Raw genomic sequence first — 24,805 nt, forward strand, 5'->3', positions numbered from 1 at the left:
GTCCGCAATGAGCCTCAGTCGCTCGCGGCGGTGGCGTCTTCCAGCGGGACCACGTCGACAGCATGCGAGGTCTGCTGGTGGCCCGCGGTCACGACGACACCCGCGACCGGGGCGACATCGTCATAGTCGCGGCCCATCGCCACGATGATGTGGCCCCGTTCCACCGCGACGCCGTTGGTCGGGTCGAACCCGACCCAGCCGGCATCCGGGCCGAGCCACGCGGCGGCCCAGGCATGCATGGAATCGGCGCCTTCGAGGCGCGGCTGCCCCGGCGGCGGCTCGGTGCGCAGGAAGCCGCTGACATAGGCCGCGGGAATGCCGGCGCCGCGCAGGCCCGCCACCATCACATGCGCAAAGTCCTGGCAGACCCCGCGGCGGCGCGCAAAGGCTTCGGCGACGCCGGTGCGCACGTCCGTCGCGCCGGGCTCGTAGGCGAAGTCGTCCTGGATGCGCCGCGCCAGCGCGAGCACGCCCGGGCCCGCCTGCGGCGCTTCGTCGAGGCTCGAAGCGGCATAGGCGGTGATGTCGCTGGCCGGCACGATGCGGCGACTGCGGCCGAGAAAATGGATCGGCGACAGCGCATCGCTGCCGCGCCAGGTGATCGCGGCATCGGAGATGGCATCGGCCGTCGGCGTTGCCGCCAGATCCACCGGTGCGCGGTCGACCCGCACGCGGGCACGCATATCGACAGCCAGTTCGCCATGCGGTCGGCGGAACGCCAAGTCCTCGACCGGATTGCCGAAGAAATCGTGCTCGTGATGATGCTCGTCGGGATCGGGGGAAACGACGACCGTCGAGGTGAGGACGCGCTGGCCGCTGTCGTTGCGGGGCCGCACATAAAGGAGATGGCGGGCATCGGCGACGGCGGAGGGATAGGCGCAGCCGATCTGCAGGCGAATCTCGTAGATCATTCCGGGCCGCCCCCGTCGGTCGGGGCCGCCGGGCCGGCCATCAGATAGCGGCGTCCGATGAGGTCCGACAAAAGGCCGAGATCGCCGGCGACACGTTCGAGGAAGGCGGTGTCCACTTCCGCCGCCTCGGCGGTTTCCAGCCGAACCCTGAGGCGCGCCACCCGGCGAAACAGCATGTCCGGCGTCTCGCCCGACTTCACGCCCGGCAGTTCCACCAGCCGCGCCTCCAGATCGTTGACCTGGAAGGCAAGCGACCGCGGATTGAGGGGATCGAGAAGCGTGAGGTCGACCACCGTCTCCTGCGACAGGTCCACCGAATAGCGGCGGCGATAGGTGACGCGGCTGTCGGTGAATTCAAGGAGGGCTTCCAGTGCACCCTCCGGCGGCGCGTCCCGCATCAGCGTCGCCGCGATCAGCGCCGACATCTGGCCGCGCTCGATCCGCCGGCCGCATTGCATGAAGCGCCAGCCGGTGAACTGGTACATGTTCTCGCGCACGAGGCCCGTGAAGCCCGACAGCCGCGTCAGGATCTGGCTGGTTAGCGCCACGATGTCCCGGTCATCGTCGGCGATGGCCTGTTCGATCAGCTCGACGATCTCGTTCAGGCTGCGCCAGCCATCGGGCGAAAAGCGGTCGCGGATGCGCGAGGCGGTGCTGGCGGCCTGGCGGGCCAGCATCAGGAGGCCCGTTGCCGGGTCCGCTGGCGGGATCGAGACGCCGAGCCCGGACAGAAGCGTCGCGACACTGGTCTCCACCTCGGCCAGCCGCTGGCCTTCGCCGGCGCGCGCCGCGTAGAGCCGCAGAAGCCGGGTGGCGACCTCGCAGCGCTCGGCATAGCGGCCGAGCCAGTAGAGATTGTCGGCGGCCCTTGCCGGCAGCGCCCCCGGCAGCCGCCGCAGGAACCGGTCGCCCGAGCCGAGCAGCGTGACCGGGCTTGCCGGCGTCTCGGAGGAAATCCAGACGTCGGTGGAACGGCCACCCTTCTGCATGGAGACGACACGAGCGTCGCGGGAATCGGCGATGCGGGCAAAGCCGCCCGGCATGACGTGCCAGCCATCCTCGTCGCGGGCGAGAAAGACCCGCAGGGTCACCGGTCGTGGTTCCAGCACACCATCGACAAAGGCGGGCGCGGTGGACAGGCGGGCGATCTCCTGGCCGACCAGCCGGAACCCCTCTGCGACGAGGCGCGATCCGCTGTCGCCGGTGTCGAAGGCCGGCCCGGCATCGCCGGTCGCGGCGGAGGGCGGGAATGCGTCGGCCAGTTGCAGCCGGTCGCGATGGGCCGCCACATGGGCCCGCTCCGCCTCCTGGCCGCACCACCACGTCGCCACCGTCGGGAGCGCCAGCCGGCGGCCGATCAGCGCCTCGGCCAGCGGTTCCTGAAACGCCATCAAGGCGCGGCTTTCCAGAATGCCCGAGCCCGGCGCGTTGACCATCGCCAGCGTCCCGGCGCGGACGGCGCGCAGCAGGCCGGGCGTGCCGATCCGTGAGCCGGCGAACAGCTCGAGCGGGTCGCAGAAATCGGCGTCGAGCCGGCGCCACAGGACGCGGATGGCGCGGGTGCCGTCGACGGTACGCACGTCGACGCGGTCGCCATGCACAACGAGGTCGCCGCCCTCCAGCAGCAGAAGACCGAGATAGCGGGCGAGATAGGCCTGTTCGTAATAGGTGTCGTTGTGGGGCCCCGGCGTCAGGAGACCGATGCGCGAGGCGTCGGGGCCGGCCAGCCTGTAGAGGCTGTCGCGGAAACGCTGGAAGAAGCCGGCCAGCCGCTCGACATTCATGTCGCGGGTGAGTTCGGGGAAGGCCTTAGCCGTGGCGACGCGGTTTTCCAGCGCGAAGCCGGCGCCGGACGGGGCCTGGGTGCGGTCGCCCAGCACCCACCAACGCCCGTCGGGACCGCGGCCGAGATCCATGGCGATGAAGCGGATCAGCGGCTCGCCGGAGAGTCCCTGGTCGGCGACGGGCCGCAGGAATTCCGGGTTCTGGCCGAGGATCGGGCCGGGCAGGGTGCCCTCGGTGATCAGCCGGCGCTTGCCGTAGAGGTCGGCCAGCAGCCGTTCCAGGAAGTCGGCACGCTCGACGAGGCCGTCCGACAGGCTCTGCCACTCCGCCGGATCGAGCACCAGCGGCGGCTGCGACAGCGGCCAGTCGCGCTCCACCTCGCTGGCGTCGCCATAGACCCGGTGGAAGACACCGGCTTCGCTGAGATATTGCCGGGCGCTGCGGAACCGCGCGTCGCGCTCGCCGTCCGCCATGCTCCCCAGGGCATCGATCAGCGGCCGGTAATGCGGGCGCACCGAGCCGTCCCGCGCCAGCATCTCGTCATGGCCGGTGCCGACAAGGGCGGCGTAGCGAGCGAGAACGGACGCGGGATCACGGAACTGCATGCTTTTTCGTAAAACTCCTGACCAGATGGGCTATAGCCGCATTCGCTCTCTGGACCTAGCAAGAGATTGGACACCATGCGCGCACACCTCGCCAGCCTGCTGCGCTCGCGCCGCTGGGAATACTTCATCATCACCGTCATCGTGATCAACGCGATCACGCTCGGCCTCGAGACCGATCCCTGGATGATGGCGACCTTCGGCTCGCTGCTGGTGGCGCTCGACCAGACGATCGTCGTCGTCTTCGTGATCGAAATTTGCCTGCGCATCTACGCCTTCGGGTGGCGGTTCTTCCGCGATCCCTGGAGCCTGTTCGACTTCGCCATTGTCGCGATCGCGCTGATGCCGGCGACCGGGCCGCTGACGGTGCTGCGCGCCCTGCGCATCCTGCGGGTGATGCGACTGATCTCGGTGGTGCCCTCGCTGCGCCGGGTCATCGGCGGGCTGATCGCGGCACTGCCCGGCATGGGCTCGATCGTCGTCCTCCTGCTTCTGGTCTTCTACGTCTTCTCGGTGATGGCGACCAAGCTCTACGGCGCAACCTTCCCCGAATGGTTCGGCAGCATCGGCGCGTCGATCTACACGCTGTTCCAGGTGATGACGCTGGAGAGCTGGTCGATGGGCATCGTGCGGCCGGTGATGGAAGCGCACCCCCATGCCTGGCTGTTCTTCGTGCCGTTCATCCTGTCGACGACCTATGCCGTCCTGAACCTGTTCATCGGTGTCATCGTCTCGGCCATGCAGGAGGAGCATCAGGCCGTCGTCGAGGCCGAGCAGGAGCAGGTGCACGACGAGAACATGCAGGTGCTTGCCGAGTTGCGGGCCCTGCGCAGCGAGCTCGCGGAGATCAAGACCCGGCTCGCCTGAGGCGGGGGACCGATACCGCAGGCCCGCCCGAGGTGGTTGGGCGGGCCTGCGGTTTCCTTGTGATCGCGGCCTAGGCGAGGCCGGCGGGGCGCCGCAGATCGAGGGTCGTCGGGAAGGTCGCGTTGGGCCGCTCGCCGACCGGCTCGTAGCTGCCGGGCGTGTGGCCGATTTCCTCGAAGCGGGCGAGACGCCGGGCCTCGGCCTCGTAGGAATTGACCGGGAACGTATCGTAGTTGCGACCGCCCGGATGGGCGACGTGATAGACGCAGCCGCCCAGCGAGCGCTTCGACCAGCGATCGTAGATGTCGAAGGTGAGCGGCGCGTCGACGGGCAGGGTCGGGTGCAGGCCCGAGGCCGGCTGCCACGCCTTGAACCGCACGCCTGCCACCGCGTCCTTGCCGCTGCCGGTCGGCGTCATCGGTACTTCGCGGCCGTTGCAGGTCAGCATGTGCCGTGCCGGGTCGAAGCCGCTCATCTTCGCCTGCAGCCGCTCGACCGAGGAATCGACGAAGCGCACCGTGCCGCCGATGGCTCCCGTCTCGCCCATCACATGCCAGGGCTCCAGCGCCTGGCGCAGTTCCAGCGTGACACCGCTGCGCTCGATCCGGCCGCAGAAGGGGAAGCGGAACTCGGCCTGCGCCTCGAACCACTCGGCCCGCATCGGGTAGCCGGCCGCACCGAGATCGGCGAGCACGTCCGTAAAGTCCTGCCAGACGAATTCGGGCAGCATGAAGCGGTCGTGCAGGGTGGTGCCCCAGCGCACGAAGCGGCCGGTTTCCGGCGTCTTCCAGAACTTGGCGATCAGCGCCCGGATCAGCAGCTGCTGGGCAAGGCTCATCCGCGCGTCCGGCGGCATCTCGAAACCGCGGAACTCGACGAGGCCGAGGCGGCCCGTCGGGCCGTCGGGGGAGAACAGCTTGTCGATGCAGATCTCGGCCCGGTGGGTGTTGCCGGTCACGTCGATCAGGAGGTTGCGGAACAGCCGGTCGGTCATCCACGGCGCGACGGAGGTGGAATCCTCCGGGATCTGCGCCATGGCGATCTCGAGCTCGTAGAGTTGGTCGTGGCGCGCCTCGTCGATCCGGGGCGCCTGGCTCGTCGGTCCGATGAACAGGCCGGAGAACAGATAGGACAGCGACGGATGGCGCTGCCAGTAGAGGACCAGCGACTTCAAAAGGTCCGGCCGCCGCAGGAAGGGCGAATCCAGCGGCGTCGCGCCGCCGACGACCACATGGTTGCCGCCGCCGGTGCCGGCATGCTTGCCGTCGATCATGAACTTGTCGGTGCCCAGCCGCGACTGCCGCGCCTCCTCGTAGACGGCCGTCGTGATGTCGACGCTTTCGCGCCAGGACGCGGCGGGATGGACATTGACCTCGATGACGCCCGGGTCGGGCGCGACGCGGATGACGTTGAGCCGCGGATCGGCCGGCGGGGCGTAGCCCTCGATCTGGATCGGCAGGTTTTCCGCTTCCGCCACCTCCTCGACCGCGCCGAGAAGATCGAGATAGGCCTCGGCGGTCTCCAGCGGCGGCATGAACACGCACAATTTGCCGTCGCGCGGCTCGATGGCGATGGCCGTGCGCACCGCGCCGAGAATGGCATTGGGGCTCGGTTCGGCCGGGGCCGCCGGTGCCGCGGCGCCGGAAGTCGACGTCATGCCGGCGCTGCCCGCCGACTGGCGCATCGTGCCGGCGGGGCCGTCCATTGCCTGCTCGGCCGTGTCGTCCCGCTGGCTCTGCATCTCGACGCGGCCGTACTGGGTGCGGTTCTGCGGCGGCAGCGGCGGGAAGGGCTGCATCGGGTCGGCCGGGTGGATGTAGGGATAGTCCTTCGGCTCCAGATGCGGGATGGCGCCGAGCGGCAGGCGATAGCCCAGCGCACTGTCGCCGGGGGCGAGGAACAGATGTCCGCGCCGGGTCGTCCAGCGCTCCGACTGCCAGCGCAGGGCACGCTCGCCGCGTCCCTGCCAAGCCTGCACCGGCAGGACATAGCCGGTCGGCTTGGACAGACCGCGCGAGAACACCGTCGCCAGACGGGCGCGCTCCTCCGGGTCCTCCAGCTTGGAGTCGGTCGGCTCGACATTTTCGGGGAGCTGCGCCTCGCGGGCGAGCCAGTAGGCGGAGTCCTCATAGGCCGGGGCGGCGTAGTCGGGCGACACGCCGATCGCCTCGGCGACCTTGCGCGACAGGCGCTCGGCCTCTTCCGGCCCGACCGGGCGCGCCTCGGTCTCGCGCGCCACCAGTTCGGCGTTCTTCCAGACCGGCACGCCGTCCTTGCGCCAGTAGAGCGAGAAGGTCCAGCGCGGCAGGGTCTCGCCCGGATACCACTTGCCCTGGCCGTAATGCAGGAAGCCGCCGGGCGCGAACCGGTCGCGCAGGCGCCGGATCAGATCGTCGGCGAGGCCCCGCTTCATCGGGCCGGTCGCATCGGCGTTCCATTCCGGCGATTCGAACTCGTCGATCGAGACGAAGGTCGGCTCGCCGCCCATGGTCAGGCGGACGTCGTTCTCCACCAGCTCGCGGTCCACCTTTTCGCCGAGCGCGTCCAGCGCCTGCCAGCTTTCCTCGGAGAAGGGGTAGGAGACGCGCGGCCGCTCGGAGATGCGGTCGACGGTCATTTCGAAGTCGAATTCGACCTCGGCGAAGCTGACGACGCCGGAGATCGGCGCGGCCGAGCGGTAATGCGGCGTCGCGGCCAGCGGCACATGGCTCTCGCCGGTCATCAGGCCCGAGGTGGGGTCGAGGCCGATCCAGCCGGCGCCGGGCAGATAGACCTCGGCCCAGGCGTGCAGGTCGGTGAAATCGACATCGGTGCCCGTAGGACCGTCGAGGGCGACCTGGTCGGGCTTCAGCTGGATCAGATAGCCGGAGACGAAGCGGGCGGCGAAACCGAGATGGCGCAGGACCTGGACCAGCAGCCAGGACGTGTCGCGGCACGAGCCCGAGCGGTTTTGCAGCGTTTCGTCCGGCGTCTGAACGCCCGGCTCCATGCGCACCAGATAGGTGATCTCCTGCTGCAGCGTCCGGTTGAGGCCGACGAGGAAATCCACCGTATGGGTTTCGCTGCGGTCGAGGTCTTCCAGATAGCGGCTCAGCAGCGGACCGGCCGGCTCGGCGCCGAGATAGGCGGAGAGGTCGGTCTTCAGCGGCTCCTCGTACTGGAACGGCCAGGCCTCGGCCGCTTCCTCGACGAAGAAGTCGAACGGATTGTAGACCGTCATGTCGGCCAGAAGATCGACCTCGATGCGGAATTCCGTGGCTTCTTCCGGGAACACCAGCCGCGCGAGGTAGTTGCCGAATGGATCCTGTTGCCAGTTGATGAAGTGGTTTTCCGGCAGGATCTTCAGCGCGTAGGACGGCACCCTTGTGCGCGAATGCGGCGCCGGCCGCAGCCGGATGACCTGCGGGCCGAGCCTGACGGGGCGGTCGTAGCGGTAATGGGTGACATGGTGCAGGGCTGCTAGGATCGACATCGGAACTTTCGTGCAGGTCACTCGGAACGCGGCGGGGCGGATGCTGCAGACGTTCCTTGACCATAAGGCCGGGACGGTTCCCGGCAAGCTCTCCCATCCCCCTGCAGGGGATGCGGACCGATTTATTTGCCTCCGGCGCCACAAAGCCGGAACCTGCCGCCCATCGGCGCATTGATGCGCGCTGGCTGCTAACGCCACGTCAGGCGCCGCAAAGGTATTGAAGATGAAGCTGTTTTCCTGTCCGTCCTGTTCGCACACCGTGTTCTTCGAAAACACCGTCTGCGAGCGCTGCCACCACGCGCTCGGTTATGAGCCGCAGGCCAACCGTATCCTGGCGCTGGAGGCCGACGACGGGATCTGGAAGTCGGTCGGCGCCTACAGCGATGCCGGCCGCTGGAAATACTGCCAGAACAGCGAATATGGCGTCTGCAACTGGCTGATCCCCGGCGACAGCGCAGACAGCCTGTGCGCGGCCTGCCGGCACAATGTCACGGTGCCCGACCTCGGCGACACCGAGAAGGTCGATCTGTGGCGCAGCATGGAGATCGCCAAGCACCGGATGATCTACACTGCGATGCGGCTCGGCCTGCCGCTGGTGACCCGCGACGAAGACGATGAGGGTCTGGGCTTCGACTTCCTGTCGAACGATCCCGGCACAAATGAATCAGTCATGACCGGCCATGACGACGGGCTGATCACCATCGCGCTGGTCGAGGCGAACGACGCCGAGCGCGAGAAGCGCCGGACATCGATGGGCGAGCCCTACCGCACGCTGCTCGGCCATTTCCGCCACGAGGTCGGCCACTGGTACTGGGACCGGCTGGTCCGCGACGGCGGTGCGCTGGACGCCTGCCGGGAGATCTTCGGCGACGACACGGTGGATTACGGCGACGCGCTGCAGACCCACTACGCCAACGGCCCGAAGCCGAACTGGCAGGACGAATACGTCTCGTCCTACGCCGGTGCCCATGCCTGGGAGGATTTCGCCGAGACCTGGGCGCACTACTTCCACATTGTCGATACGCTGGAGACCGGCCACAGCTGGGGCGTCATCGTCAATCCGCGGGTCGACGAGGCCGGGCTCCTCAGCACCCGGATCGATTTCGACGTTTTCTCGGAAGGCGTCACGACGCAGGAGATCGCCGGGGCGTGGCTGCCGCTGTCGGCGGCACTGAACTCGTTCAACCGCTCGATGGGGCACCAGGATCTCTATCCCTTCGTGCTCTCCGAAACGGTGATCGGCAAGCTCGGCTTCATCCACGATCTGGTCCATGGGCGGATCGGCAACGCGACGGGCAAGGCCGGCGCGCACCGCAGCTGACGAGCAGGTCGCGACCATCGAAATTACCGGGCGCGGACCGGTCCGGCGGTGGCACAAATGCCATTCGCGTGAGTTAGGCTGATGCGAGCCGGAGACGGAAGCAGCGTCGGCCGGCAAGGCGGTCGCAGCGACACGACCCGCCACCGCGTGCAGCGCGGCCGGACCGCATCGGCCCATGGAATTGACGGGACAGGCATATGACAGGCGGCAATCGTTTCTCCTTCGACACGTCCTGGGGCACACGGCACGGGGATGACGGGACCGTCTTCCGGCTATGGGCGCCCGGCGCCGGACATGTCGATCTCGTCGTCGGACGTGCGGGCGGTGAGAACGACTTCCTCGCGATGGAGAAGGACGCCGCCGGCTGGTGGCGGATCACGACCGATCAGGTCGCCGTCGGCGGCGGCTACGGCTTCCGCGTCGATGACGGCATGGTCGTGCCCGACCCGGCAGCGCGCGCCCAGATGGGCGACGTGCACGGCCTGTCGAAACTGGTCGATCCGCGATCCTATGCCTGGAAGACGGCCGACTGGGCCGGCCGGCCCTGGGAAGAGGTGGTCTTCTACGAGCTCCACACCGGGACCTTCACCGAGGCCGGCACCTTCGAGGCGATGATCGAGCGGCTCGACTATCTGCGGGACCTCGGGATCACCGCGGTCGAGCTGATGCCCGTCGCCCAGTTCGGCGGCCGGCGCGGCTGGGGCTATGACGGCGTGCTGCTCTACTGCCCGCACGAGGTCTATGGCGGCGTCGACGGTCTCAAGCGGCTGGTCGACGCGGCGCATGAGCGCGACCTGATGGTCTTCCTCGACGTCGTCTACAACCATTTCGGACCCGACGGGAACTACATCGGCTCCTATGCGCCGGAGTTCTTCCACGAGGAGATCCACACCCCCTGGGGTGCGGCGATCGCCTATGACGAAGCGCCGGTGCGCGAGTTCATGATCGACAATGCGCTCTACTGGCTCGAGGAATACCGGATCGACGGCCTGCGCCTCGACGCGATCGACTCCATCAAGGACACCACCGACACGCCGCTGGTGAAGGAACTGGCCGCGCGGGTGAGGGCAGCCTTTCCCGATCGCCACGTGCATCTGACCACCGAGGACGACCGCAACATCACCTGGCATGTCGCCCGCGACGAAGCCGGGCAGCCAACGCTGGTCTCGGGCGAATGGAACGACGATTTCCATCATTGCGCCCATGTCATCGCGACCCATGAATACGACAATTACTACGCCGACTATGTCGGCCACAGCGTCGAGCAGATGGCCAAGTGCCTGGCCACCGGCTTCGTTTTCCAGGGCGAGTATTCCGAGCATCGCGGCCACGAGGTGGGCGAGAATTCGGCGCATCTGCCGCCGACGGCCTTTGTCAATTTCGTCCAGAACCACGACCAGATCGGCAACCGCGCCTTCGGCGACCGGCTGACGGATCTCGGCTCGCGCCGCGCGGTCGAATGCCTGCAGACCATCCTGCTCTTATCGCCGCAGATCCCGCTGATGTTCATGGGCGAGGAGTTCGGCGACACCCATCCGTTCAGCTTCTTCACCGATTTCGACGGCGAACTCGGCACCGCGGTGCGCGAGGGCCGGCGCAATGAATTCGCCAAGTTCGGGGCGTTCCAGGACGAGGAAGCGCGGCAGCTGATCCCCGATCCGAACGAGGAAAGCACCTTCCACAATTCGCGGGTCGACTGGACCATGCCCGATCGCCCGACCTATCGGCGCCGGCTGGAGCTGACGCGGCAATTGCTGGCCAAGCGCCAGTCCGCGATCGTCCCGCTACTGAAGGGCATTGGCGGCAATGGCGGCACGTGGTTCGCGTCGGACGCGTCCAAGGCCTTCGTCGTGGCCTGGGAGCTGGCCGGCGGGACAGTGCTGCACCTCTTCGCCAATCTCGACGACGAGCCGTGGCCGATCCCCGACACGGTCGCCAAGAGCGATCTGACCTGCGGCACGCTGGTGCATGCCTATCCCAAGGGCGCCGACGAGCAGCTGAGGAGCGGCATTCTGCCGGGCACCTCCGTGGTCTTCCGCCTCGAAAGCCAGAACCTGATCGCGGGGCCGGTCTCTTGAGCCGCGTACCGCAGGACCTCGCGGAAAGCCACGGCATCCAGGTCGAATACACGTCGGAGATGGGCGAGCCGGTCCGCATTTCCGATGCGGCGGTGCACAGCCTGCTGGCGGCGCTCGGCGTCGATCCGGACACCGGCGCGAAGGGCAGCTTTGCCGAAGCCCATCACAAGCCCGAACGCGCCTGCGCACTGCCGGCAACGGTGAAGGGGCAGCGTCGCTGGGGCGTCGCCTGCCAGCTCTACGGCCTGCGCTCGGCGCGCAATCTCGGCCTCGGCGACTTCACCGATCTCGCCGATCTGGCGGTGACCGCGGCGCGCGAGGGCGCCTCCTTCGTCGGCGTCAATCCGCTGCACGCCCTGTTCATGGCCGATGCCGGCCGCTTCAGCCCCTATTCGCCCTCGACCCGCAGTTTCCTCAATCCGCTCTACATCGCCATCGACCGCCTCGACGGTGGCGACGGGGTGGTGGCCGCCTTGCGCCGGGAAAGCCCGGAACTGTTCGATACGCTCGACGGCGACCTTGTCGATTATCCGGCTGTCGGCCGGGTGAAGCGGCAGGCGCTGGAGCGGGTCTTTGCAGCCAAGCGCGCCGACATCGAGGCCTCCAAGGCCTTCACCCGGTTCCGGGCGGCCGGCGGCGAAGCGCTCGCGGGTTTCGCCCTGTTCGAGGCGATCTCGGAAGCGCAGGTGGCCGATGGCGGCCATGCGGGCTGGCACAACTGGCCGCAGGAACTGCAGGACCGGACGAGCCCGGCGGTCGCGGAATTCGCCGCCGCCCATGCCGACCGGCTGACCTTCCATGCGTGGCTGCAATTCACCGCCGAAGCGCAGCTGGCGGCAGCACAGGCGACGGCCCAGTCGGCTGGCATGACGATCGGGCTTTATCTCGATCTCGCCGTCGGCGTTGCGCCGGACGGCGCCGAGACCTGGAGCGATCCGTCGCTGACGGTCAATGCGGCCCGGGTCGGTTCGCCCCCGGACATGTTCAACAGCCAGGGCCAGGACTGGGGCCTCGCGCCGCTGTCGCCCAAGGTGCTGGCCGAGCGCGACTACCGGCCGCTGCGCGCCTCCTTCGAGGCGCTGACCCGCCATGCCGGTGCCGTCCGCATCGACCACGCCATGGGTCTGGCGCGGCTGTGGTGGATCCCGCAGGATGCCGGCTCCTCGGGTGGCGGCTATGTCCGCTATCCGCTCGGCGCGATGGTCGACGCCGTGGCCGAAGCCTCCGAGGCCAATGAATGCCTGGTCATCGGCGAGGATCTCGGCACGGTCCCGGAAGGTTTTCGCGGCACGATGGAGGACGCCAACATCCTGTCCTACCGCGTGCTCTATTTCGAACGGCAGGACGACCGTTTCGTCGCGCCGCAGGACTATCCCGAACTGGCGCTCGCCTGCGTCTCCACCCACGATCTGGCGACGCTTGCCGGTTGGTGGACGGGCGCCGACGTCCAGCTGCGCGCCGAGGCCGGCACCCAGGACGAGGCCGCGACCGAGCGCGATCTCGCCGCGCGCCGCCACGACCGCGTGGCATTGCTCGCGGCGCTTGCCAAGGCGAAGCTGCTGCCCAAGGATATGGAAGCGCTGACCCTTGCGGGCGGTGCCGATCTGCCCGAGGCGCTGCCGGCGGAGATCGCCGTCGCCGTCCATCGCTATGTCGCGCGCACGCCGTCGCTGCTCCTGACCGTGCAGCTCGAGGACATGGTGGGGCAGGAGCGCCAGCCGAACCTGCCCGGCACCACCGACCAGTATCCCAATTGGCGCATCCGATCCGACGTGCCCCTCGAGGGGCTGATCGACCACGAACGCTTCCGGGCCATGGCCAGAGCCATGCGCGAAGAAAGGCCGAACGCATAATGAGCCGCCAACTCGTCGCCACCTATCGCCTGCAGTTTCGCGAGGGCACCGATTTCGCGGTCGCCGCGGAGCTCGCCGCCTATGTCGGCAAGCTGGGCGCCAGCCATCTCTACGCTTCGCCGATCTTCGCCGCCTCGCCGGGCTCCACCCATGGCTACGACGTCACCGACTACAATTCCTTCGAGGAGGATCTGGGCGGGGTCGCCGGCTTCACCAGGATGAGCGACGCGCTGGTGAAGGCCGATCTCGGCCTGATCCTCGACTTCGTCCCGAACCACATGGGCGTCTCGCCGACCAACCACTGGTGGGAGGACGTGCTGCGCTGGGGCCGCGAAAGCCGCTATGCCGGCACCTTCGACATCTCTTGGGAAGCCGAGAAGATCCTCGTGCCGGTGCTGGCCAAGCCCTATGGCGAGGCGCTGGCCGACGGCGACCTGTCCGTCGTCTTCGACGAGCCGACGTCGAGCCTGCGCTTCGATGCCTCCGGCTACGGCCTGCCGATCGATCCGCGTACCTATGGCCATATCTTCGGCCTGATGGATCATCCGGACAAGGACCGGCTGATCCGCCGCTTCGCCGTCTCGACGCCGACCGAGGCCGACGAGATGACCGAGCGGTTCCACGAGCATCTGGCCGATCCGGCCTTCCGCTCCGCTCTGGACAAGGCGCTGGCGACGATCCGGGGCGATGAGGCTGCGCTGCACGATCTGCACGAGGCGCAGGCCTGGCGGCTCGCCTGGTGGCGCACGGCCCGCGAGAAGCTGACCTATCGGCGGTTCTTCGAGATCGCCGACCTCATCGGCGTGCGCCAGGAATCGCGCCGGGTGTTCCGCGAATCCCACCAGATGATCATGCGGCTGGCCCGCGAGCGCCGGCTCGACGGCATCCGCATCGACCATGTCGACGGCCTCGCCGATCCGAAGGGCTATCTGGAGGATCTGCGCCAGGCATTTCATTCGGTCCGCCGCTCGCCCTCGATCCATGTCGAGAAGATCCTGACCGGCGACGAGCGCCTGCGCACGTCCTGGGAGATCGCCGGCACGACCGGCTATGAATTCATCACTGCCCTGTCGGGGCTTTACGTCGACGCTGCCCGCGAGGCGCCGATGACCGACGCCTATCACGACTTCCTCGGCGAGGAGGAAGACCTGCGGGCCATGATCACCCGGCAGAAGCGGGCGATCTTCCAGCGCAACCTGGCCGGTGAACTGTCCTATCTGACGGGCCTTGCCCTGTCGGTGGCCGGCCGCGGCCTTGCGACCCGCGATCTGGGCGCCGACACCATGGCCCGCGCCATCGTCGAGGTGGCAACCGCACTGCCGGTCTATCGCACCTATGTCTCGGTCGACGGCGTGCCGCGCCGCGATATCGCGATCATCGACGACGCGGTCGATCTGGCCATGACGGGCCGGGAGGTCGAGGCGGACGAGCCGATCCAGTTCATCGGCCGGCTCTTGAAGCTCGATTTCGAGGACGGCGCCGATGTCGCCGGTGCCCTCGACTTCACCCGACGCCTGCAGCAGACCACCGGCGCGGTGATGGCCAAGGCCGTGGAAGACACGGTCTTCTACCGCTACAACCGCCTGATCGCGCTGAACGAGGTCGGCGGCGAGCCGGATCATTACGGCGCCGATGTCGATCTCTTCCACGAGGCGATGCAGATCCGGGTCGAGGACCAGCCGGAAGGCATGCTGGCGACCTCGACCCACGACACCAAGCGCGGTGAGGACGCCCGGGCGCGGCTCTACACCCTTTCGGAAGCGCCGGAGCACTGGCAGTCGCTGGTGCGCGGATATGCCGAGCAGCTCGCGCCGTTCCGCCATTCGATCGACGGCGGCCAGATGGAAGCGCCCGAGCCGGCGACGGAATGGGGCCTCTACCAGTCGCTGCTCGGCGTCCTGCCGACGGATTTCGACCCGGCCGACACCGACGCCTGTGCCGCAATCGCCGAACGCCTGGCCGCCTATGCCGAGAAGGCGGTGCGCGAGGCCAAGCGCTGGACCAGCTGGACCTCGCCGGCCGAAGCCTATGAAGCCGGCGTACAGGACTTCGTCCATGCGCTGCTCGACCCGAAGAAGACCGGCGATTTCCTCTCGGGCTTCTGGGCGGCGGCGCAGCCCTTCGTGGCCGCCGGCGCGCTGAATTCGCTGTCCCAGACGGCGATCAAGATGGCGGCGCCGGGCGTGCCGGACATCTACCAAGGCACCGAGTTCTACGATTTCTCACTGGTCGATCCGGACAACCGGCGGACCGTCGACTTCGCGTCGATCTCCGCCGCGCTGGCGGACGCGGGCGATCCGGTGGACGCGCTGGCCGACTGGCGCAGCGGCCATCTGAAGGCGATGATCGTCGCGCGCGGACTGGCGATGCGCCAGCGTGCGCCGGCGCTGTTCACCACGGGGGCCTATGTGCCGCTGGCGGTCGAAGGCGCGATGGCGGCGCATGTCGTCGCCTTTGCCCGCACCGACGAGGCCGGACACGCCGCGATCACCATCGCGCCGCGGCTCTGCCTGACCCTGCTCGATGGGCGCGAGGCGATCGACGTGCCGGCCGAGCGCTGGCAGGAGACGTCGATCCGCCTGCCGGAGGGGCTCGCCGGACGCACCTATCGCGACGTGGTCACCGGGCAGGAGCATGAGCTGCCCGCCGACCTCTCCCTGGCGACGGTGCTGGCGCAGCTTCCCTTCGCGCTGCTCGAGGCCATCTGATCGGCTTGCGTCCGGGGCGAGGGGCCCTCGTCCCGGATGCAGGCAAGGCACACCGCAGTTCGGCTTAACGGAGACCGTCATGGCAATCCGCACCGTCGTCTGGAACGAGTTCGTCCACGAGCGCGAGGAAGCCGAGGTCCGGGCAATCTATCCGGACGGCATCCACGAGACGATCGCCGCCGCCTTGCGGCAGGACCCGGCGATCGACGTCTCCACCGCGACGATGGACGCGCCCGAGCATGGCCTGCCGCAGGAACGGCTCGACGCGACGGACGTGCTTCTCTGGTGGGGGCACAAGGCGCATGGCCGGGTCAGCGACGAGACGGTCGACCGCGTCGCCGAGCGGGTGCATCGGGGCATGGGCCTGATCGTCCTGCATTCGGGGCACTTCTCGAAGATCTTCAAGCGGCTGATGGGCACGCCCTGTTCGCTGCGCTGGCGCGAGGCGGGCGAGCGCGAACGGCTGTGGGCGATCAACCGCTCGCATCCGATCGCGCAGGGGCTCGGACCGTCGATCGAGCTGCCCCAGGCCGAGATGTATGGCGAACCGTTCCTGGTGCCCGAGCCGCTGGAGACCGTGTTCATTTCCTGGTTCGAGGGCGGCGAGGTGTTCCGCTCCGGCCTGACCTACCGGCGCGGGGCGGGCAACATCTTCTATTTCAGCCCCGGCCACGAGACCTATCCGATCTATCACGAGCCGACCGTGCAGACCGTGCTGCGCAACGCGGTGCACTGGGCCTACAACCCGGTTCCCGCCTGGTCCGACGTGTCGAATGCGCCGAACGTGCCGGTCGACAAGGCACCCGAGCCGATCGAGCAACGCGGCGCCTCGCTCCACAAGGACGGCGAGGCGGGCTTTCGATGACCGGCGGGGCGACCCCGCCGTCCGGGGGCGCGGCGGGTGCGAAGCGCATCCTGATCCTCGGCACCGGCAGCATCGCCCATCGCCATGCCGAGCATTTCGGCTCGATCCCGGGCTGCGCCGTCGTTGCGGCCTGCGACACCAATGCCGAACGGGCCCGGGCCTTCGCCGCCCTGCACGGCATCCCGCATGCGTTCGACAATCTCGACGCCGCGCTGGCCTGGGGTGGTTTCGAGGCGGTGGTCAACGCGACCCCTGACCAGGTCCACAAGCCGACGACGCTGCAGGTTCTCGAACACGGCAAGGCGGTGTTCTGCGAGAAGCCGCTGGCGGTCCATGCGGCCGACGCCTTCGAGATGGTTGCTGCGGCGGAAGCGGCCTGCGTGATCAACATGGTCAACCTGACCTATCGCAATGCCCATGCCATCCAGATGGCGCGGCGGATGATCGAGGCGGGCGAGATCGGCGACATCCGGCATGTTGCCGCGAGCTATCTGCAGAGCTGGCTGACGGCGCGCCACTGGGGCGACTGGCGGACCGACGAGCGATGGCTGTGGCGGCTGTCGACGGCCCATGGCTCGGGCGGCGTCCTCGGCGATATCGGCATCCACATCCTCGACTTCGTCACCTTCGGCACCGGTCTCGATATCGCCGCGCTGGGGGCGCGGCTGAAGACCTTCGACAAGGCCGAGGGTGGTGCGATCGGCGACTACGGCCTCGACGCCAACGATTCCTGCGCGATGACGGTGGAATTCGGCAACGGCGCGCTGGGCGTCGTCCATATGAGCCGCTCGGCGACCGGCAGGGAGAACGATCTCGACCTGACCATCCACGGCGAAAAGGGCGCCCTGAAGATCTGGTCCAACACGACGGACTCGACGCTGTCCGCCTGTCTCGGGCCGGATATCGAGACGCAGACCTGGAAGGTGCTCGACTGCCCGCCGACGCCGCGTAACGCAGACCGCTTCGTGTTGGCGCTCCTGTCGGGGGTGAACGGCCAGCCGGATTTCCGCCACGCGGCGCAGGTGCAGACACTGCTCGACCTCGCCATCCGGTCGGACGCGCAGGGGAGGATGCTGACGGTCGATTGAGCAAAAGGCGGCGGCGAATCGCTTTTTCGGGGGCGTATCCAGTCCCGGTTAAGGATTTGCCCGGTAAGCTGCCACCCATGTGCCGCCTTCCGCGGCCGTAGTGTCACGTGCGGTCCGCACGGCCAGGAAACGCCGGCATGCTCTCCAATACGCTCTCGTACCAGCTCTACACCCGCGACATGACCCGCACGCTCGACCGCATCGCGGCCGATCCCGTGGTCAAGCGCGAGGCGGAATACTACCGGACGAACATCCATTCGGTCTCGACGATCGACGAGTTCATGGCGGATTACCGGCTCTATTCCTACGCCATGAAGGCGCATGGGCTGGAAGAGCAGATCGGTTCGAAGGCGCTGATCAAGAAGGTGCTCGAGAGCGATCTCAGCGATTCCACGAGCCTGGCCAACAAGCTGTCGGACGAGCGCTACCGGACCTTCGCCAAGGCCTTCAGCTTCATCAGCACCGCCGAGCCGCCGGTTCTGGTGGCCCAGACGGTTGGGCAGACCGATCTCGTCGTCGAGGCCTATTCGGACTACCGCACCCGCGCCGGCCAGGTGCATGCGACGGCCGCCAAGGCCTACATGGACGGCATCGGCGTCATCTCCAATGTCGACGAGTTCCTGAACAGCACGCACCTCTTCAACGTCTCGCTGGCCTCGGTCGGCATCGACCCGTCGATCGCGTCGCGCTCTTTCATCCGCGATGTCCTGACCGGCAACGCCGCAGACGGCCCGGCCGCCAATGGCGACAACCGCTATGCCGATCTCGCCGCCATGCTGGCCTTCGAGCCGGACGGCTCGATTCCCGCCGGCGGCCTGCAGAGCGAGAAGGAGGCCAACAACACGGTCTTCGAATATTTCGCCAAGAAGGGTCTCGCCACCAGCGAGCAGGCGGCTGCCTACCAGGTCAGCTACTACGAATCCGAGATCGCCAAGATCCGCACCGCGGACGAACTGGTTAACGATCCCCGCCTGTTCGGCATGGCGCTCAGTTCGGTCGGCCTCAGCGATTCGGAGATGCCGTCCTATGCCTGGACGCTGATCACCAGCGATCCGGATGACCCGAACAGCGACCTGAACCAGATGCCGGAGGACACGCCGGCCTCGCTCGCCCGGAAGGAGAAGTACAAGCTTCTCAATGAGCGGTTCAATTTCGACACCCAGGGCAATCTGCCAGTCGGCGAGCCGGCCCAGAGCGATGCGGCGCGCGAGGCGACGGTCGACGGCTATTTCGCCAATTACCGCACCGCCACCGCCGGCAACGACAAGATCGCCACCAGCCTGTTCCGCGTGGCGGTGAGCGGCATGTCGACCGTGCGCCAGTTCGTCTCGAGCTCGGCGGTCTACGACTACGCCCTGAAGGCCTTCGGCCTCGATCCGGCGACCGAGAGCCGCAGCAGCATAATGCGGGTGCTGCGCAGCGACCCGTCCGATCCGTCGTCCTATGCCAATTCGTTGAATGACGATCGCTACGTGAAGCTGGCGGCGGCGTTCAACTTCGACGACAGCGGCAAGATCGCGGCCCAGCGCATCGCCCAGACCGAAGCCAACCAGATCGATACCGCCACGCGCTACGCGGAATCCTTCGGCGACGCGCCGACGACGGCCGAAAGCAAGGCGATCACCGAGGCCACCACGGCCTACAAGAAGGCGCTCCTGTCGATCGTCTCCGTCAACGACTTCGTCAGCAACAAGACCGTCGTGGACTTCGCGCTGAAGGCCTATGGGCTCGAGGCCGATCGCCTGTCGCAGAAGGATCTCGTCTCGATCCTGACCAGCGATCCGTCCGATCCCGAGAGCTTCGTCAACAAGTCGGGCGATCGCCGTCTGATCGAATTCGCGGCCGCCTACGCCTTCACCCCGGATGGCGGCATCGAGCGCGGCGTGCACGAGATCCAGAGCGCCAGCGACTTCTTGTCGACGCAGGATTTCTACCTGCGCCAGACCATGGAAGAAGAGGCGGGCGCCGACAACGAGTCGGTGCGCCTGGCCCTCTATTTCCGCCGGCTGGCGCCCGAACTGACGTCGATCTATGAGATCCTTGCCGATCCGGCGCTACTGACCGTGGTGCAGACGGCGGTGGGATTGCCGGCCGAATCGAGCCAGAGCAATCTCGATCTGCAGAAGCGGACCATCGAGAAGAAGCTGGACCTGGACACGCTGAAGGACCCGAAGGGGCTGGAGCGGTTCATCAGCCGCTATCTCGCCCTGCAGGAAGCCCAGTCGATGAGCACGGCGACGTCGCCCGCCCTGGCCATCCTCGGCAGTTCCGGCGGCATCCTGTAACCACCGGCGATACGTGAACCGACGAAGGCCCCGGTGGATACGCTCCACCGGGGCCTTCGTCGTTTGGACCATACTCAATGGGCGCAGGCCGCGCGGCCGGTCACCTGCCGCGCAACGCGAGTACTCCCGTCAGGTCAGCGGACCGACAGGACCTCGCCGCTGCGACGGTCGATCTCGACCCGCATCTGGCGCTGGCGCCGGTCGGATCCCTCGACGCGGTAGGCGCCGCGGCTGCTCGTGACGACATGCACCTGCCGCATGCCCTGGCGCTTGGCGATGCGGACCGCGTCGCGCTCGGAGACGTCGCGGCGGGCTTCCTCGCGCCGATCGCGGCGATCGTGGTCGCGCCGGTCGTGATCGCGCATCTGTTCCTGGGGGACGATGCGGATCCCGTCGCGGCCGATCTGGACGCTCTGGGACAGCACCGGCGTGGCCGAGGTCATCGCCGCGACGGCCACCACTGCGTAAAGGGATTTCCTGCTGATCACGGCTCGACTCCTCACCCGAAAATGGCGCGGCCGGAAACAACTCCAGCGCGTGCGCGGACCCCAAATCGGCAACGAGGTTGTTTGGTTCCGTGACTATCAGGGAAGCGGTCAGCCGCGGGTGCGGCGAATACGACAACGGCGCCGGATGGGCGCCGTTGTCTGTGCTGTCAAAAGCCGACGGGGCGCGTCAGTGCAGGTACTGGCCGCCATTCGCCGAGAGCGTCGAGCCGGTGACGAAGCCGGCATCGTCCGAGGCGAGGAACACCACGCAGCGGGCGATCTCTTCGGCCTCGCCGAGACGGCCGACCGGGATCTGCGGCAGGATGTGCTTCTGCATCACGTCGTCGGAGATCGTCGCCATCATCTCGGTGTTGATGTAGCCGGGGCAGATCGTGTTGACGGTGATGCCCTTCTTGGCGCCCTCCTGGGCCAGTGCCTTGGAGAAGCCGATGTCGCCGGCCTTGGCGGCGGAATAGTTCGCCTGGCCGGCCTGGCCCTTCTGGCCGTTGATCGACGAGATGTTGATGATCCGGCCGAAATTGCGCGACCGCATGCCTTCCCAGACCGGTCGCGTCATGTTGAACAGGCCGTTGAGATTGGTGCCGATGACCTCCTGCCACTGCTCGGGCGTCATCTTGTGGAACATGGCGTCCCGGGTGATGCCGGCATTGTTGACCAGGATTTCCACCGGGCCATGCTCGGCCTCGACCTTGGCGATGCCCTCCGCGCAGGCGTCGTAGGAAGAGACGTCCCATTTGTAGACGGCGATGCCGGTGGCGTCCTTGAAGGCGTTGGCCTTCTCGTCATTGCCGGCATAGGTCGCCGCCACCGTGTAGCCGGCCTCCTTCAGCGCCTTGGCGATGGCCGCGCCGATACCCCGCGTGCCGCCGGTGACGATTGCAACTCTTCCCATGTCTTCCTCCCGTTTGAATTATCCGGACGCGTGAGCGTCGCGCGTTCCGTGTGTCTTGTCATGTGCGAAGGCCGGCGCGTCGGTTCCCAGCCCGTGCCGGAGCAGGAAGGCCTTGCCGTCGCTGGCGCCCTGCCGCCAGGTGTCCTCGATCTTCTTGCGGTTGGTGAAATCGATCTTGTCGGCCGGCACCGCTTCGGACGGCTCGACATAGAGGCAGCTTTCCGATTGCGGCAGGTGACGGAACCGGCGGGTCAGCAGGATGAGCGTCCGTCCCTCGTTGGGATCGGGCATCGGCGCCTTCGACGTCATGCCGCCGTCGATGACCGGACGGCCGTTCCAGCCCTCTATGTTGAACACCGGCGGGATCACCGCGGCACTGCAGACCAGGTCGATCAGGCGCCCGTCGCGGGCCGCCTGCCTTGCGTCGACGAGGATCTGGTCGGTGCCCAGCGCCGTCGGCAGCACGACCTTCGGGGTCGAGCGGACGGCGAGATCGAGGAGATAGGCCGCCATCAGCGGGAAGGTCGACCATTTCGGCAGGCGCCGGGTCGGCGGATGGGCCAGCAACACCTGAAAGGACGGGCCGTCGGCGATCGCCGCGATGGCCTGCCGGTCGAGCGTCTCAGCGACGATCTCCCGGTACATGCGCTGGTGCGGGGTCAGCCCGTCGGCCTGCACCTCGTTCCAGCTTGTGGCGATGTTCTGCGACCGGCGGTCGAAGGTCGTGCCCATCACCTCCAGCAGGGTTTCGTCACGACCGGCGATGAAGCAGCTCGCCGACAGCGCACCGCCGGAGACGCCGGCGATGCGTGCCGGCGTCAGGGCCAGCGGCCGGCGGACCGTCTCCAGGAAACCGCCGTGCCAGAAGCAGCGCGTTCCGCCGCCCGAGAACACAAGCTGTTCGAAGTTCAGGTCCGTCATGCCGCCGCGCCGTTTACGACGGCGCCGTTACGGGCGCTCGAAGCACATGGCGACGCCCATGCCGCCACCGATGCACAGGGTGGCGAGGCCCTTCTTGGCGTCGCGCCGGATCATCTCGTGGATCAGCGTGTTGAGGACGCGCGTGCCGGACGCGCCGATCGGATGGCCGATGGCAATGGCGCCGCCATTGACGTTGACGATGTCGGGGTTCCAGCCGAGGTCCTTGTTCACCGCGCAAGCCTGGGCGGCGAAGGCCTCGTTGGCCTCGACGAGATCGAGATCCTCGACGCTCCAGCCGGCCTTTTCGAGAGCCTTGCGCGACGCCGGGATCGGCCCGGTGCCCATGATCGACGGATCGACGCCGGCGGTCGCCCAGGAGGCGATGCGCACCAGCGGCGTCAGCCCGCGCCGCTCGGCCTCGGCCTCGCTCATCAGCACCGTGGCACCGGCGCCGTCATTGATGCCCGAGGCGTTGGCCGCCGTCACCGAGCCTTCCTTGTCGAAGGCCGGGCGCAGCTTCTGCACCTTCTCCAGCGTCGTGCCGTGCTTGATGTACTCGTCATCCTCGACCACCGTGTCGCCCTTGCGGCCCTTCACGGTGAAGGGGACGATCTCGTCCTTGAAGCGACCGGCCTTCTGGGCGGCCTCGGCCTTGTTCTGCGAGGCAACGGCGAACTCGTCCTGCATCTCGCGGGTGATCTGCCACTGGCGCGAGACGTTCTCGGCCGTATTGCCCATGTGGTAGCCGTTGAAGGCGTCGATCAGGCCGTCCTTCAGCATGGTGTCGACCATCTTCAGGTCGCCCATCTTCTGGCCCTGGCGCAGATGTGCCGCGTGCGGGGCCATGGACATGGATTCCTGGCCGCCGGCCACGATGATGTTGGCGTCGCCGAGGGCGATCTGCTGCATGCCGATGGCGACGGTGCGCAGGCCCGAGCCGCAGAGCTGGTTCAGTGCCCAGGCGGTGGTCTCCTTCGGGCAGCCGGCCGCCATGGCCGCCTGGCGGGCCGGGTTCTGGCCCTCGGCGGCGGTCAGGATCTGGCCCATGATGACCTCGTCGACATCGCCGGCGTCGACCTTGGCGCGGGCCAGCGCCTCGCGGATGGCCGCGGCGCCCAGCTCATGGGCCGGCACGTTGGCGAACGCGCCGTTGAAGGAGCCGACCGGGGTGCGCGCCGCGCCGACGATGACGACCGATTGTCCGTTGCTCATGACCTGTGTCTCCCTGCGGGCTGCCCGCGATCGAGGAATTCCGTGCGCCGGCAGATAGGGTGCCGCGACCGGGTTCCCATCGGTTGTCGCAGAGCCGCTTTGCGACTGTCAACGCGATCCCCGGCGTTGCGCCCCGCGCCGGCGGGCGCTGCAATGCGGTAGGCGCCCCGGCCGGGCCACGGGGAATGGTTTGAGTACCGCCGGGTTTTGTGCCTATCATTTATGCGGCGCAACGAAGCAGTCGCACAAACCGACGACGTTGACGCCGGAACAGCGGGCTAGGGGGTGAGGAATGGCCAAGAATTCGGACGTGACGGTCATCAAGAAATACGCCAATCGGCGCCTCTACAATACCGGTACCAGCACGTATGTGACGCTGGAAAACCTGGCGGCGATGGTCAAGAAGAACGAGGAATTCGAGGTTCAGGACGCCAAGACCGGCGAGGACATCACCCATTCGGTGCTGACCCAGATCATCTTCGAGCAGGAGAACAAGGGCGGTCAGAACCTGATGCCAATCGCCTTCCTGCGCCAGCTCATCCGATTCTACGGCGACCAGATGCAGATGGTCATTCCGGCCTATCTGGAACAGTCGATGAGCGCGTTCTCGCGCGAACAGGAAGGCTTTCGCGACAAGCTGCCGAGCGCGATGGCGCAGACGCCGATCAAGCTGATGGAAGAGCAGGTTCGCCGCAACACCGAGATGTTCCGGCAGGCCATGACCGTGTTCAATCCGTTTGCCGCCGGGGCCATGGGCAATGCGGCCGATCCGGCGTCGCGTGACAGCGAGGCGGCCGCGCCGCGCCGCAACGAGCGGCCGGCCGACGACGATCTGAAGGCGATGCGCGAGCAGCTGGTGGAGATGCAGAAGCGCATCGAGGCGCTGGATGCCCGCAAGACCGACACCAAGAAGGCCGACTGATCACGACCGGCGCCGTCCGCTGCCCGGGGGAGGACCGGGCCGCGGACGCTACGGCGTGGCGACGGCAGTGCAGACAACGCGAAAAGGGCCAGTCCTGCCGGACCGGCCCTTTTTCATGCTGATCGATCCGGCCGCCGAAGCAGCCGGGAAAGGGCTTACGCCTTTTCCTTGACCGTCAGGATCTGGCGACCGCGATACATGCCGGTCTTCAGGTCGACGTGATGCGGACGGCGCAGCTCGCCCGAATCCTTGTCTTCGATGTAGGTCGGTGCCTTGAGGGCGTCCGCCGAACGGCGCATGCCGCGCTTCGACGGGGACGTTTTGCGTTTGGGTACGGCCATGTCTTGCTCCGTTCGGGCTGTCGGGGGATGCCGCAACGCGGCATCATCGACGTCTGTCTGATCTCGTTCTGCGCCGGCTCTCGGAGCTCCGCGCATTCACGTCGGCGTCGCCCGCGATCCCATGCAGATCGCCGCAGAACTTCGCCATGACGGGAATTCGAGGCTGCCCATAG

17 protein-coding genes are annotated in these 24,805 nt (G+C 67.6%); 9 read left to right on the top strand and 8 right to left on the bottom strand.

Annotation, left to right across the window (positions count from 1 at the left end):
- Positions 1-14: 14 nt before the first annotated feature.
- Together ACEQX1_RS19195 and ACEQX1_RS19200 are read right to left on the bottom strand one after the other, a co-directional pair.
- Complete coding sequence (locus ACEQX1_RS19195; protein ID WP_370197406.1) at positions 15-911, bottom strand: transglutaminase domain-containing protein; 897 nt, start codon at positions 909-911, stop codon at positions 15-17.
- A complete protein-coding gene (locus tag ACEQX1_RS19200; RefSeq protein ID WP_370197408.1) occupies positions 908-3,301 on the bottom strand; it encodes a circularly permuted type 2 ATP-grasp protein in 2,394 nt (797 codons plus the stop codon). Before ACEQX1_RS19200 ends, ACEQX1_RS19195 begins: the two co-directional genes overlap by 4 nt.
- A 75-nt stretch (positions 3,302-3,376) precedes the next feature.
- Here ACEQX1_RS19200 and ACEQX1_RS19205 point away from each other — a divergent pair, with 75 nt between their 5' ends.
- A complete protein-coding gene (locus tag ACEQX1_RS19205; protein ID WP_009210816.1) occupies positions 3,377-4,165 on the top strand; it encodes an ion transporter in 789 nt (262 codons plus the stop codon).
- Positions 4,166-4,235: 70 nt separating this feature from the next.
- Here the strand turns inward: ACEQX1_RS19205 and ACEQX1_RS19210 are convergent, their stop codons facing one another.
- The gene (locus ACEQX1_RS19210; RefSeq protein ID WP_370197410.1) at positions 4,236-7,637 is read right to left on the bottom strand and encodes a DUF2126 domain-containing protein; all 3,402 of its coding nucleotides are present in this window, start codon (positions 7,635-7,637) and stop codon (positions 4,236-4,238) included.
- A gap of 223 nt (positions 7,638-7,860) precedes the next feature.
- Here ACEQX1_RS19210 and ACEQX1_RS19215 point away from each other — a divergent pair, with 223 nt between their 5' ends.
- From ACEQX1_RS19215 to ACEQX1_RS19245, 7 genes are all read left to right on the top strand, one after another.
- Positions 7,861-8,958 carry a putative zinc-binding metallopeptidase gene (locus tag ACEQX1_RS19215; RefSeq protein ID WP_370193190.1) on the top strand — a complete coding sequence of 366 codons (1,098 nt, stop codon included), beginning with the start codon at positions 7,861-7,863 and terminating at the stop codon, positions 8,956-8,958.
- Between the two features lie 197 nt (positions 8,959-9,155).
- Positions 9,156-11,036 (top strand): malto-oligosyltrehalose trehalohydrolase, encoded by a 1,881-nt coding sequence (gene treZ / locus ACEQX1_RS19220; RefSeq protein WP_370197412.1) that lies wholly within the window; start codon positions 9,156-9,158, stop codon positions 11,034-11,036.
- Positions 11,033-12,889, top strand: coding sequence for a 4-alpha-glucanotransferase (gene malQ / locus ACEQX1_RS19225; RefSeq protein ID WP_370197414.1), 1,857 nt, complete (start codon positions 11,033-11,035; stop codon positions 12,887-12,889). Before treZ ends, malQ begins: the two co-directional genes overlap by 4 nt.
- The gene (gene treY / locus ACEQX1_RS19230; RefSeq protein ID WP_370197416.1) at positions 12,889-15,597 is read left to right on the top strand and encodes a malto-oligosyltrehalose synthase; all 2,709 of its coding nucleotides are present in this window, start codon (positions 12,889-12,891) and stop codon (positions 15,595-15,597) included. The genes malQ and treY overlap by 1 nt, the downstream gene beginning before the upstream one ends.
- A gap of 79 nt (positions 15,598-15,676) precedes the next feature.
- The gene (locus tag ACEQX1_RS19235) at positions 15,677-16,462 is read left to right on the top strand and encodes a ThuA domain-containing protein (protein WP_370195188.1); all 786 of its coding nucleotides are present in this window, start codon (positions 15,677-15,679) and stop codon (positions 16,460-16,462) included.
- Positions 16,459-17,550, top strand: a complete 1,092-nt coding sequence (locus tag ACEQX1_RS19240) for a Gfo/Idh/MocA family protein (RefSeq protein WP_370195187.1) — start codon at positions 16,459-16,461, stop codon at positions 17,548-17,550. The genes ACEQX1_RS19235 and ACEQX1_RS19240 overlap by 4 nt, the downstream gene beginning before the upstream one ends.
- Positions 17,551-17,687: 137 nt before the next feature.
- Positions 17,688-19,835 (top strand): DUF1217 domain-containing protein, encoded by a 2,148-nt coding sequence (locus ACEQX1_RS19245; protein WP_370195185.1) that lies wholly within the window; start codon positions 17,688-17,690, stop codon positions 19,833-19,835.
- Between the two features lie 134 nt (positions 19,836-19,969).
- Here ACEQX1_RS19245 and ACEQX1_RS19250 read toward each other — a convergent pair whose 3' ends face one another.
- The 4 genes from ACEQX1_RS19250 to ACEQX1_RS19265 form a co-directional block, all read right to left on the bottom strand.
- Positions 19,970-20,323, bottom strand: coding sequence for a PepSY domain-containing protein (locus ACEQX1_RS19250; RefSeq protein ID WP_370195184.1), 354 nt, complete (start codon positions 20,321-20,323; stop codon positions 19,970-19,972).
- A 187-nt stretch (positions 20,324-20,510) separates the two neighbouring features.
- Positions 20,511-21,236, bottom strand: coding sequence for an acetoacetyl-CoA reductase (gene phbB / locus ACEQX1_RS19255; RefSeq protein WP_370195182.1), 726 nt, complete (start codon positions 21,234-21,236; stop codon positions 20,511-20,513).
- Between the two features lie 18 nt (positions 21,237-21,254).
- A complete protein-coding gene (locus ACEQX1_RS19260; RefSeq protein WP_370195180.1) occupies positions 21,255-22,157 on the bottom strand; it encodes a patatin-like phospholipase family protein in 903 nt (300 codons plus the stop codon).
- Positions 22,158-22,184: 27 nt separating this feature from the next.
- A complete protein-coding gene (locus ACEQX1_RS19265; RefSeq protein ID WP_370197418.1) occupies positions 22,185-23,369 on the bottom strand; it encodes an acetyl-CoA C-acetyltransferase in 1,185 nt (394 codons plus the stop codon).
- Between the two features lie 292 nt (positions 23,370-23,661).
- Between ACEQX1_RS19265 and phaR the strand changes: the two genes are divergently transcribed.
- Positions 23,662-24,291, top strand: a complete 630-nt coding sequence (gene phaR, locus ACEQX1_RS19270) for a polyhydroxyalkanoate synthesis repressor PhaR (protein WP_024349797.1) — start codon at positions 23,662-23,664, stop codon at positions 24,289-24,291.
- 155 nt (positions 24,292-24,446) lie between these two features.
- Here the strand turns inward: phaR and rpmF are convergent, their stop codons facing one another.
- Positions 24,447-24,632, bottom strand: coding sequence for a 50S ribosomal protein L32 (rpmF, locus tag ACEQX1_RS19275; RefSeq protein WP_024349798.1), 186 nt, complete (start codon positions 24,630-24,632; stop codon positions 24,447-24,449).
- Positions 24,633-24,805: the final 173 nt, after the last annotated feature.

Origin of the sequence: Aurantimonas sp., from assembly GCF_964217435.1 — a bacterium.
GTDB classification, from domain to species: domain Bacteria; phylum Pseudomonadota; class Alphaproteobacteria; order Rhizobiales; family Rhizobiaceae; genus Aurantimonas; species Aurantimonas coralicida.